Below are 12,168 nucleotides of genomic sequence, written 5' to 3' on the forward strand. Positions count from 1 at the left end.
TAAGTTGTCTAGCTGTTTCCGAGACATTGCCTTGATTGGCTTCAATTAATTTGATGGCTTCAGCTTTAAATTCTGTGGTGTAAGTCTTGTGTTTCTTACTCATGGTAAACTCCTGATGAATGTGTTTAATTTACCAAGTTAAAACCTCCTGTTTTTTCAGCACACATCAGATGAACCGAACGATTAAAGAAGCTACTGTCAAACGGTTCCATTATGACGATCACACTCAGCTATGTATTCACCTTGCTGATTTTATTGCTGCATACAACTTTGGCTGCAGACTCAAAACACTCAGTGGCCTGACTCCCTACGAGTTCATCTGCAAACAGTGGACAGATGAACCTGAATTTTTTAAGATTGATCCGATCCATCAAATGCCGGGACTAAACAGATGTACAATTTACTTTTCTCGGGTACACGTTTAGGTCCCGTAAGGCTGTGGACAAGTATAAAAGAGTTTATGTAAATTTCTCTCCGGCAGTCAGTAGTGATGCACTTAAAGCAATGCGACAGACTATTCGGAAATGGGTGGAGTTTCAAAAAATATGCTAGTTAATTCTGTTAATAGAGAAATTGAAAAGAAGTAAATTAAATTGACTAAATTTTTAATGCTTTATAAGATTTAAATTATGGTTAGCATACTTTTTGAAACACCACTGTATACTTTTTGATAAAAAATTAGTACCCTATTGTTAATGATAAATTAAGTAAAAAAGATAATGTATGAAAATACGATTTTTTGTTCTCTTTACCTCTATTTTAGCGGGTACATCGGCATTTATTTATGCAGCGAATCAGCAATCGACTCAGCTTAATGTGAGCATTATCATTAAAGAAACCTGTAATATTACGACCGCAAACAGTTCAGATCTTGATTTTGGAAGCATTAATCGTGCCTCAACAGGATCCAATCAGAGTAGCCATTTAGCAGTCAATTGCACACAGGGAACACCTTATAGTATTGCATTACAAAGCCAACGCGAAATGACGAATGTCGCTTTAAATAACACTAAAATCCCTTACACCCTCTATCAGGATGCCAATCGTACAACGCTCTGGGGTGCAGATACTCAAAATGCATACAGCAATACGGGCACTGGAAACACACACAAAATTCCCGTTTGGGGACAAGTTAACCAAGCAAATACCAATGTTCCTGCAGGTCAATATACCGACAAAGTAACTGCTGTGATTACCTATTAATAGGTTAGAGTCACAGTAATGGTATCCTGATATTCTCCTGCTGGTACAGCAGTTGCACTTGGCCCAGCCTTTCCATAAATAGGAATAGTTTGTGTGCCATTGTTGCCCATTCCCTGTGATGTGCCACTATTGTTCCAAAGCTGGCTGTACTGAGCATCACGATATAATTCATAGGCAATATAGTCCGCACCTTTACGCATACGACGCGTCGTACCATCGTAGTTCATTCCCTGATCTAAATTCACTTTCCAAGACGTATTCAAAGGACAGGACAACGCTACCGCTGTCGAACTGGTCACTGCCTGAGATAAATCATTCATTTGACCAAAATTCAGATCATATGCAGAAATCAAATTACAGCTGTTTTCATAATTTGTCGTTACGCTCAAACTGTTACCACTTTGATTGCTTGACTGAGATGCCAATACATCTTCTGTACTTGGCTGCTTGTCCTGACTAAAGGCATATAATAGATTGACTTGTATATCATTATTATTGTGATAACTTCCAGCTGTTACATTTTGCCCCGCATAGACATGACCATAAATAGGTAGATCAAAAACTTTCTGGTTTTCATTCGCGGTAAAATTTTTATAAATACATTTTAACGTCGATAAATTGGCTTGCGTATCGATTCGTTGTGTTAAAGCGGGATCATAATACAAATCATAAGTGAGATAAGAATGCGGCCAAGAAGAATATGAAACCATTTGTCGACGATTACTGGATAAACCTAAACCATCCAAGGTCGCATAAGGACACAAAGACACATTGACCGTTTTAGTATGGCCATATTGGTTACAAGTCACTTGCCAATTGGTATAGCTGGTTTTCCCTTTACTTGAGACTGAACCGAAATTCAAAGCTGGGCCTGACAGCCAGCACGAACCAGATGCTTGCACCGATGAACTGGCACCCATTAGAACAAAAGGTAACATTAGGACAAAAATCCAATACGCCATCAGCAACCATGAACGTCGTACATGGTGAACATTCATCATTATTTGCACGTTAAATTCCCCAAGTCTAGAAAACCATATTGCGCTGAAAAATCAGGCAAGTCCATACGGCACACCTGCCCCATTTGCTCGACAAAAACTGTTGACGCAGCTGGATTTTCTAAATAAATCATACCATCCCGCCCAACAATCGTATGTTCAACATTCTCTAAATGAGGTGCAGTTTGCTGAACCCACACTCGGCTTCCCATTTTTAAAGGCTGATTCTGCTCGTCGACCGCAGCCCATTGTACCGAACGCATTTTATACACTGGAAAATTCAGATATACGCCACTAGCACTATAGGGGACTGCATCTATCTGTGTCGACTCAATTTTATATTCCAGCGGTAAATCCAACGTATCTATAGAGACCACATTATGCTGATATGGATTCAGGGAGTCGATTAATAACAAGCCCTTGCGATTGGTTTTACCCACGAGACGATTTTCCAGCCGCACGGGAATATCTGCCACACCTTCTGTAGACACCACGGCAAATGAGTTCAGTGATTGACGCATGGCAAAAAGATTGCGGTTCATCATCACCAGACTGCCACGTGCTGACCCAATGACAGTACTATAATCTTCATCGTTAATCTTAGCATTCTGAAAACCCAGATCCCATTGTCCCACTGAGGTTTCCCGCTGCAACTGTCCCTGTAAGCTATAATTGCTTGGATCACTATATTCAATGTTGCTTTGCCAGCCCCAATCCGCTTGATTTTGCAAAGCTGTTTTACGCACACTTGCCGACACTTTATTACGCTCTGTATTTTTTTGGGCATTCATGGCGGCATTGGTCTGACGGTCTAATGGAATATTCAATGACATAAAAAAAGTATTACTTTTTTCATTTAAATCACGGGTCATATTTAAGGTTAAATAGTTTTTAGAAGGAAAATAATAAGACCAATTAAAGATCAAATATTCATTATCAATGCCCTGATATTGCTGCGCTGCATAACTGCTACCAAATTGACCAAGAGGCGTATTCACTCCCAAGAAAACATGATCAGAGCGGTCAATATAGGCATAGCCCAAACGACTTGCCAAATCACCAAAATTACCGTCACTTTGCTGATGATGCATAGAAAAGTTGATAAAGCGGTTATTCCACTCATAACCTGCTGAAAAAGCCTGCCCTGCCTGCTGGTTTAATTCGCTATAACTATAAGAGCCATTCAGCACCCCTAAAGCGTTTGGCAAGCGGTGTACAATACCGAATCCTGCTAAAGCCACATTATTTGAATATTCAGTATGGCTTTCCAAAGTCGTGTCATTGCTGAGACCATGCCGGAAAGTGGCATTCATTAAAAGATCATGCCCATAGCTAAATGACTTGACCGCATAATTCAGTTTATTCACTCCTAGACTCACGTCCCAGTCGGATAAACCTTGCTGCAATAACTGTGAAGTACCAAATAAGGAAAAATTGACAACCCGTTGCTGCCCATTCAAATCAGTAATTAATAACTGCGCTGTTCCTGCACCTGTAATTGACGGTGCGGTCTGAATATTAAACTGCCCCGGAAGTACTTCACTGCTGCTTTGCTGAATACCATTAATTAATAAATCTACCGTTGATGGCAATAGGACTGAATCTTTAAATGAGGCTAGCGGTGAAGTCACTTGGTATGGCTGTAAATTATAGTTTTTAGCAAGTTTAATGCCTGAAATTCGTGTCGAACGGCTCCAATCTAAAGCACGCGACTGACTATCACCCAACGTTAATGTCAGCGCCCGATTGGCAAAATCCTTTTGCCAATAAGTATCTAAAATCTGACTATTCAGTTCTTCCGATATGTTTGACTTGGTATAAGCATGGTTGGCAGAAATACTCAAAACACTGCCTGCCCCAAAACCAAAAAGACGTAGCTCATTCCAACCACTTAAAGACCAAACATCTTCAGTGGCTTGGGTATAAAAATCGTAATTGAAAAGTACACCTGGCTTAATCTGCTGGGCATTGACTTTGGCGGCTTCAATCGGAATAAATCCTGCAACGGTATTGTTTTGCAAAAGAGAGGCGGCTACATCCAAATGGATACTTTGCGCAGCGGCATTGTAATCGTAGTTCAAACCAGAAATTTGAGACAAACTGATAAAACCTGCATGCTGAGGAGCATCAGGTACACCAACTTTTAATTGCAGTTCTTGTAAGGTCGTCCGTGAAATCAGTAAATCATGCGGTGTTTGAATAAAGTGCCCAAAAGCTGAGCTAGATGCCTGATTCAACACAATGCTTAAATACAGCTCCTGCTGCTCAATACCATCATCCTCTAAACTGACGGTTTCGCTGGCAATAACCAAAGTACTGGATAAACAATACGTACACAGCAATGCTTGAAATAATGGGCCACAGTAAGCGAACTTTTTTATCATTAATACTTATTGAATGGGAAGCAGCTGTGCTAAACCATCACTATTGATTCTGGCTTCAAACTTGCCATTTGGGAGTATTTTTTTAGACTGAGGAATATCCCAACGCATACTCTGGCCAGCAAGCGCATAGCCTACCAAACCATTGATTAATGGTATTCTTTCACCATTTGGATTGATATAGGTTAATTCACTGATCCGAATATGGCTTTTCGCATTGTTCTTCACAATCAGCTGCTGAGCCTGATATTGAAAATTCACTTGATTTAACAGGGTTAAACCATTGCGCATAGCAATACTGTCGGTAGGCTGGATAAAAACCGGAATAGAATACTGTAATAATAACTGCAAGCCGGTTTGTGCATCGGCTTGTCCTGAACTTGGCAGTTCATCAATCAATAAGCGATAAGTCTGTTCTACCGCGGTATTTTGTGGCGCAATACGAATAATTCGGATCAGCTGTTGCTCACCCGCTTTAATTTCTGTAATCGATGGGCTAGCAACCAAGTCTCGCGTAGGATTTACTTGATCCTGACCTGCAACTTGCGACCAGATCAACACGCGAGTTTGCGCCCGAATAGGTCGCTCACTGGTATTGGTCAGCCATATTTCTTTGGCTTTTTCCTGCGGGGAGAATGCAACAGAAATTGGAGCAACTTGTAGACTGGCTGCCAAACTGCTCAGCGAATAAAGTGAAACGATAGAAGCACAAATGAATTGTCTCAATTTGTTCATATTCTACGTCACTCTATTCGTACAGCTCTAATCAATTAGTAAGTTACAGTTGCAACCACTTTATCTACATAAGTACCAGCTTCAACGTTAGTATTGCCCGCTAATTTAGCATAGACAGGGATTGCTTGATCTTTACCATTACCTGTTTTTGATAATAAATTGACAGCATCCCACTCAGTTGTACGGGTAGAGTCCTGATACAATTTATATGGAATTTTACTAGTTGAAGATGTATTTGTGTTACTCATTTCACCTGTACCAGCTAAAGCAATTTTATAAGGTGTGTTTAAAGTACAAGTAACATTTAACTGACCTTTTGCATTGCTTGCAGATTTAGTAGAACGATCAACAGAAGCAAATTCTACGTCTTGAAATGCAGTAAACTTACATGATTCATTTACTGTAAGTTTAACTTCAAATTGAGTAGAATTAGGGCCTGCCGCATGCGCTACAGTAAAAAGAGAAGAAAAACCTAAAACCGCCGAAACAATGACTTTTTTCATGAAATGCCCCATACAATGTGAACGATTACACACTAAATAAAAATATGGCGTGGATTATAGCCTATTTTTTAATCTTGTAAAGAACTTCAATAAAAAATAAGTACAAATTTCACCCAAATATTTTCCTCGTTTTTTCACATGTCTTTGTTGCAAAAAGTCTTTGATGGCAGAGTTTTCCTAAATTGCTAAAATTTAGGTTACAACTTGGATGATATGTGCTGAAAAAACAGGAGGTTTTAACTTGGTAAACCATACATACTCATCAGGAGTTGACTATGAGCAAGAAACACAATACGTATACGGCAGAATTTAAAGCTGAAACCATCAAAGCAATAGAAGCCATTCAAGGCAATGTATCTAAAAACAGCTAGAGAACTCGGCATTTCCATGCAGACCCTTTCGCATTAGAGTAATAAGGCAAAGGTAGGGACTTTAGCTGGTACTAAATAGTATTCATCTGATCTAAACGCTTTGCTCGAAGAAAATAAGCAACTTAAACAGCAGCTTAAATCCGCTGAAATGGTGAAATGGAAAGTGAATTTCTAAAAAAGGCAGTAGCATACTTTGCCAAATAAAGTCAGTAAGGTACGCCTATGTGAAATCCCAAAACACTTATTTCCGATTATTTTGATAGCACGATTACTTCATGTATCAGTTTCACGCTTTTATGATTGGCTAAAACGAGGTGTGAATAAACGATTAGTTCAGGTGGCCTAACTTAAATAAAAAGTCTCAGACAAACCGGGTACGGTTCATCTTGTGGAAAGTACTCATGCTGACCTAGCAAAATTGTAAAACTCATGTATTGATAGCATTTAAATGAATCGTTCAATCGGTATATTTAAGGTAAAAACTAGTAATCAAAAGTTACTCTTATCTCCATACAAAACAAGCATCAAGCTAAAACAATAACTTAGAAATTTATTCTTCCACTTTTTTTATATTTAGTGTTATTAATCCTCAAAAATTTGAATATTACCTACATGCCTTTTTTGGTGAATCTTGCCTTGATCTTTTAGTGGCAGATAAAGATGGTAAAAATCATCAACCGAAAGAGTGGTTTATTGCACCTTTAGAAGTCATTCAGCAAGCCGTTGAGTTATTAGTAAATGGGCAGATCATGAGTTATCAATACAATAAGTTTAAGAAAGAGATTGAGTTGAGATAGTGGTATTCTCAAAAGATTTTGATAAAACTATGTATTGATTTTAATGATTTTTTTGTGTAAATTTACTATGCCTTTGGAGTGGATTATCCAGCTCGCAGAGGGATGCAGTTTGAACTGTCCAGCAGTTTATTGAGAAATATTGTAATAAAGAACTGAACCATCAAGGTTGTTAGTTGTTCCAATAGTATCATTACACAGTTGTTCATCATACTAGCTCCAATAGTATAGCATATTAAGTTAATGCGTTATCCGAAGATGTTTTTCGGTAAAATTAGTGCTGGATTTGAAGAAGTAAGAACATTTTCAGATCAAAGTTTAAAGACTCCGTAAGGGCGTAACGTGGGACGCGACACAAGCCCTTACGGATCTGCTAAATAGGGATTAGCATTGAATTTTGAAAAATATAAAAATGAAATCTATGATAAAAAACATATTCTAAGAGTTCAGAATAAAAAAATCCCTAAATCAAGAATTCATTTTGATACACCACTTGATGCTCAAGACGCTTATTCTCTTGTTTCTCAGCCAGATAATGTAGTTAAACATTGGTTTTTACCTTTTATTGGATTTGAACAACGTACACGAAAAATTAAAAGTCATAATGGTTTAAGTCGTAGAGCTGCTAAAAAACGACCTTTAAGATATGCAGCTAACCAAGACGGTTATATTTATGCCTATTATTCACATCTTCTCACTGAAAAATATGAAAATTTCATAAAAGATACTCCTCTACAAAACTCGGTATTAGCCTATCGCCCATTGGGTAAGTCAAACATTGAATTCGCTAAAGAGATTTTTGATTGGATTAGTCAAATCAAAGAATGTAATGTACTCACAATTGATCTATCAAGCTTTTTTGATACTTTAGATCATGCAATACTGAAAGAACAATGGCAGCGTGTTAATGGCGTATCTTGCTTATCCAAAGATCATTATATTGTTTTTAAATCATTAACTAATTACTCATTTTTAGATATAGAAGAAGCTCTGGCGGCTTTAGGATGGCCCGATAAGTCAAAAAGAAAAGAGAAAGATGAAAGAATCCCAAATCCTTTGAGAAAAAAAACTAGCAAGCCCTACCAAGCCCTAGGTGATTTTCGAAGCATTCGAAAAAAACAAGTTACTGATGCTGATGGTGTTGTTAGACACCTAATCCAGAAGCCCAATAAAATCGATGGAAAAAGATATGGAATTCCTCAAGGTTCTCCTATGTCTGCAATACTTTCAAATATTTATATGTTGGACTTTGACAAATATTGTTGTGAATTAGCGGATAATATGGATGGAATATATAGACGCTATTGCGATGATATTATTCTAATTTTCCCCCAGAACATTCAAATGAGCGATGTTTATAAAACTCTTGAAGATTTATTGCTTAATCATGGAGGAAAGGAGTTAAAGATAAATCCAAGTAAGGTTGAAAAAATAAAATTTACTTGTATGTCAGGTAAGCTGAAAGCCGTTGACATAGATACCAAAGTGGACAAGCCTCTACAATATCTTGGCTTTATATATAATGGTCAAGAAATTTTGATCAGGTCATCTAGCCTATCAAATTATTATCGACGTTTAATTTCCAAAATTAGAGCATCGAAAAATAAAGCTGGAAGAAATAACTCAAAAACTTATCGTAGAAAAATCTATCGAATGTATAGCCATTTAGCTCGTAAACAACGTAATTTCATAACTTATACATATAGAGCATCAGAAGTGATGAATGATCTATCAGTTAAGAAACAGCTATCCAATCATTGGAAGCGCATTCATGAAGAACTTAAAAAGTAAATGAGTCATAATTAAATTCTGAGTAATCAGTTTTAAAGATGTCCAAGTAAAATAAGAACTATTGTCCAAGTTGCTATGCCAATGAGTGATCAATTGAATAAGAATATGCAAGCAATGCCAGCAGCCAGATACATCAGTGGCCAAGGTCGCAATGCAACATCAGATCAATGCCAATCTGTTGCATAAATGGATTCGTCAATCCAGATCAATACCCCCTGCATTAACACCCCCACCTAGTCCACAGACTGACTTTCTTCCGGTCATGCTTCACCCGACTCCAGCCAAACAAGACGCACCTCCGCTATCTGTGCCGGAGAAGAATACTGTCGCTCATATCAGAATTCCACTGCATCAGAAACAATGTTCTGCAAGAGATCAGGTGATCGAAATCGAATGGCCAGTGGAATCGGCCAAGGAGTTGCTGCTTTTACTTCAGGGCTTGATCAAATGATCCGTATCGATGAAATCTGGCTCTCTACCCAGCCGATGGACATGCGTGCGGGTATGGATACGGCTATGGCGCAGGTGGTGAGAGCCTTTGGCTACATCAAACCGCATTGTGCTTACCTGTTCTGTAATAAACGTGGCCATCGCATGAAAGTGCTGGTACATGATGGACTGGGGATCTGGCTGTGTGCCCGGCGGTTGGAACAGGGAAAATTTCACTGGGCTAAAGTTCACCAGGGTGAAAGCGTAGCCCTCAGCCCGGAACAGTTACAGGCACTGATCCAGGGTTTGCCCTGGCAGCGCATTGGACGACAGCAGGTGGTCACAATGCTCTAAACCAGGCTCGACCATTCTGCCATCCTCCAAACGTTCTATTTCATTCTTCTCATGACCTCAGGCATACTGCGGTCATGAATACGCTGCCAGATTTAAGCCAACTGACCCATGAACAACTGCTGGAATTTACCCAGCAGTTGGCGATGCAGCATCAACAACTCGCAGAAGATAAACAACAATTAGATGCTCAAGTTCAACATCTGGAAGTATCAAATCAACAATTAGATGCCAAAGTTCAACATCTTGAAGTCACCAATCAGCAATTAGATTCTAAAGTTCAGCATCTTTCTATTCTCAATCAAAAATACGAGCATGAACTGGCGCTGTTTAAACAGCACAAATTCGGTAGTAAAAACGAACATCTCACCGCAAAACAAATCCATCTCTGGGATGAGGCGGTCGAAGAAGATATCGCAGCAGTCGATCTGGAACTGGAGCGACTGAATGCAGATAAAACCGATGCAGCAACACAGAAAGCCACAGTCAACAAACCTAAACGTCGACTGCTACCCGATCATCTACACACCATCCGTATTGAGCATGAACCTGCATCAACCCAATGCAGTTGTGGCTGCCAGTTACGTCGTATCGGCGAAGATATCAGTGAAAAACTGCATTTCAGACCGGCACAGTTCTATAAGGAACAGCATGTACGTGGCAAATGGGTCTGTGATCAGTGTGACACCCTGACTCAGCAAGCGATGCCCGCCTATGTGATTGATAAAGGTATTGCCAGTCCTGAACTACTGAGCCATGTGCTGGTCTCGAAATACGCTGATCATTTACCGCTGTACCGTCAACGTCAAATCTTTCTACGCGCAGGTGTTGATCTGTCCAGATCAACGCTATCTGACTGGATTGGTCGCTGCGGTGTGGAACTGGAACCTCTGGCCAATGCCTTAAAACAGGTGGTGCTGCAACAGCGGGTGATCCATGCCGATAAAACGCCGGTCACCATCATGCGGATGGGTGATGATGAGAAAAAACCGAAGAAAGGTTATGTCTGGGCCTATGCAACAACCCAATATAATCCAATTCAAGCTGTGATCTATGACTTTCAGGATAGTCGTTCAGGTCAGCATGCTGAAGCGTTCCTGAAAGACTGGCAGGGCCATCTGGTCTGTGATGATTACAGCGGTTATAAAGCACGCTTTAAATCAGGTCAGGTCATTGAGGTGGGCTGCATGGCACATGCGCGTCGTAAATTTCATGAACTGCATGTGACCAAAAAAAGTCAGATCGCTGAACAGGCATTAGTGCTGATTCAGAAACTGTATGCCATAGAAGCAGAACTCAGGAAAAAGACCGATGGTACAGCAGAACATCGCCGCGAATATCGGCAACAGCATAGTCAACCGGTGATGCAACAACTGTATGAATGGCTCAACCAACATTATCTGACGGTGCCATCGAGTTCTCCAACTGCTAAGGCGATCAATTACAGCCTAAAACGTTGGCAGGCACTCTGCCGCTATCTGGATGATGGCAATCTACCGATTTGCAATAACTGGATTGAAAATCAGATGCGCCCCTGGGCGTTGGGACGTAAGAACTGGTTATTTGCTGGCTCGCTGCGCAGCGGCCAACGAGCTGCCAATATCATGACTTTAATCCAGTCAGCAAAACTGAATGGAATGGATCCGTATGCCTATTTAAGTGATGTGCTGAAAAGGCTGCCGACGCATAAAGTGACCCAAATAGAAGAATTACTGCCACACCGCTGGAAATCCGACCAAAATTAAAAAATAGGCATGGGATTCAGCGGACGCTTACGGAATAGCTGACTCAGAGTCTATATCAAAGAAATCATAAATCTTAGATGCGGTTTGGGAAGTAAATAATGTCTTATCCATATAGACAATTACTTTATCTTTGTTCATATCGTAAATTACCCGACCTCGTGGAATCTGCTCATATTCATAAGCTCTAAGCTCTGGATATTCACTTTGTACATTTTTCCAATACTCGATATGCGTGTAAGGACTATCAATTAAGCCAATTGTATCAGCATCACCTAAATTAAACACATGAGCTATACCGATGACTTTATTATTCCAATACCAAAAAATTCCTATGTTCATTATCAACCTTTATAGTCAAACCGCTTAATTACCCATACACTCGTTAAAGAAACGACTAAAAAGCTTATCTATTGAGTTAACCAACCATTTTTTCCTTTTTGCTTTCACCCATGCCCACATTTTTTCAATAGGATTAAGGTCAGGGCTATAAGGTGGTAACCAAAGTATTTGATGCCCATGTTGGCTTAATAGATCTTGTATATCTTGTCGTTTATGGAAGGCTGCATTGTCCATGACAATTACACTATTCGAGGGTAACTCTGGTAATAAAAACTTATCTACCCAAAAATGAAATACATCAGAATTTACTTTGCAATCAAATAAACCCACTGCAAATAACTTACCCTCATGGATTGCTCCTATTGCATTGGTTTGATTTTTTAATTGCCAATTATATTTTCCATAACAAGGAGTTTCCTGTTTTGAATAACTGATATACGCTGAATTATCAGGAGACTTTCCCTTGGGAGATTCTAGGCAGCCAACTTATAAAAGTCTTCGGCCATTTGATTTGGTGTCTTAAAACCC

11 protein-coding genes and 3 pseudogenes are annotated in these 12,168 nt (G+C 39.5%); 7 read left to right on the top strand and 7 right to left on the bottom strand.

Going from position 1 to position 12,168, the window contains the following annotated elements:
- Positions 1–103 (bottom strand): transposase (locus ACG9ZB_RS15710; RefSeq protein WP_419326708.1); only part of this gene is annotated, 103 nt, incomplete at its 3' end.
- A gap of 64 nt (positions 104–167) precedes the next feature.
- Here ACG9ZB_RS15710 and ACG9ZB_RS15715 point away from each other — a divergent pair.
- Together ACG9ZB_RS15715 and ACG9ZB_RS15720 are read left to right on the top strand one after the other, a co-directional pair.
- Positions 168–425: pseudogene (locus tag ACG9ZB_RS15715) on the top strand (hypothetical protein); the annotation flags it as partial.
- Between the two features lie 298 nt (positions 426–723).
- Positions 724–1,203: a spore coat U domain-containing protein gene (locus tag ACG9ZB_RS15720; RefSeq protein ID WP_419326697.1), complete on the top strand. Its 480-nt coding sequence runs from the start codon at positions 724–726 to the stop codon at positions 1,201–1,203.
- Here the strand turns inward: ACG9ZB_RS15720 and ACG9ZB_RS15725 are convergent.
- From ACG9ZB_RS15725 to ACG9ZB_RS15740, 4 genes are read right to left on the bottom strand one after another with little or no spacing between them, the layout of a single operon-like run.
- Positions 1,200–2,204, bottom strand: coding sequence for a spore coat U domain-containing protein (locus ACG9ZB_RS15725; RefSeq protein ID WP_419263924.1), 1,005 nt, complete (start codon positions 2,202–2,204; stop codon positions 1,200–1,202). The genes ACG9ZB_RS15720 and ACG9ZB_RS15725 overlap by 4 nt on opposite strands.
- Positions 2,204–4,585: a fimbria/pilus outer membrane usher protein gene (locus tag ACG9ZB_RS15730; protein ID WP_419326698.1), complete on the bottom strand. Its 2,382-nt coding sequence runs from the start codon at positions 4,583–4,585 to the stop codon at positions 2,204–2,206. The genes ACG9ZB_RS15725 and ACG9ZB_RS15730 overlap by 1 nt, the downstream gene beginning before the upstream one ends.
- Before the next feature lie 6 nt (positions 4,586–4,591).
- Positions 4,592–5,317 (bottom strand): molecular chaperone, encoded by a 726-nt coding sequence (locus tag ACG9ZB_RS15735; RefSeq protein WP_419326699.1) that lies wholly within the window; start codon positions 5,315–5,317, stop codon positions 4,592–4,594.
- 35 nt (positions 5,318–5,352) lie between these two features.
- Entirely contained in the window at positions 5,353–5,820 is a 468-nt protein-coding gene (locus tag ACG9ZB_RS15740; protein WP_419326701.1) for a spore coat U domain-containing protein, read from the bottom strand.
- 275 nt (positions 5,821–6,095) lie between these two features.
- Between ACG9ZB_RS15740 and ACG9ZB_RS15745 the strand changes: the two are divergent.
- The 5 genes and pseudogenes from ACG9ZB_RS15745 to tnpC form a co-directional block, all read left to right on the top strand.
- Positions 6,096–6,528: pseudogene (locus ACG9ZB_RS15745) on the top strand (transposase); the annotation flags it as partial.
- 244 nt (positions 6,529–6,772) lie between these two features.
- Positions 6,773–6,988, top strand: a pseudogene (locus tag ACG9ZB_RS15750) (GIY-YIG nuclease family protein); the annotation flags it as partial.
- Positions 6,989–7,375: 387 nt separating this feature from the next.
- Positions 7,376–8,776 carry an antiviral reverse transcriptase Drt2 gene (gene drt2, locus ACG9ZB_RS15755; RefSeq protein ID WP_419326702.1) on the top strand — a complete coding sequence of 467 codons (1,401 nt, stop codon included), beginning with the start codon at positions 7,376–7,378 and terminating at the stop codon, positions 8,774–8,776.
- Positions 8,777–9,169: 393 nt separating this feature from the next.
- Entirely contained in the window at positions 9,170–9,559 is a 390-nt protein-coding gene (gene tnpB / locus ACG9ZB_RS15760) for an IS66 family insertion sequence element accessory protein TnpB (RefSeq protein WP_419326704.1), read from the top strand.
- Positions 9,560–9,633: 74 nt separating this feature from the next.
- The gene (gene tnpC, locus ACG9ZB_RS15765; protein WP_419326705.1) at positions 9,634–11,301 is read left to right on the top strand and encodes an IS66 family transposase; all 1,668 of its coding nucleotides are present in this window, start codon (positions 9,634–9,636) and stop codon (positions 11,299–11,301) included.
- Positions 11,302–11,328: 27 nt separating this feature from the next.
- Here the strand turns inward: tnpC and ACG9ZB_RS15770 are convergent, their stop codons facing one another.
- A complete protein-coding gene (locus ACG9ZB_RS15770) occupies positions 11,329–11,640 on the bottom strand; it encodes a hypothetical protein (RefSeq protein ID WP_419326707.1) in 312 nt (103 codons plus the stop codon).
- 24 nt (positions 11,641–11,664) lie between these two features.
- Positions 11,665–12,075 (bottom strand): transposase, encoded by a 411-nt coding sequence (locus ACG9ZB_RS15775; protein WP_419326709.1) that lies wholly within the window; start codon positions 12,073–12,075, stop codon positions 11,665–11,667.
- Positions 12,076–12,168: the final 93 nt, after the last annotated feature.

It is taken from the genome of Acinetobacter johnsonii (assembly GCF_048551975.1).
GTDB classification, from domain to species: Bacteria; Pseudomonadota; Gammaproteobacteria; order Pseudomonadales; family Moraxellaceae; genus Acinetobacter; species Acinetobacter johnsonii_A.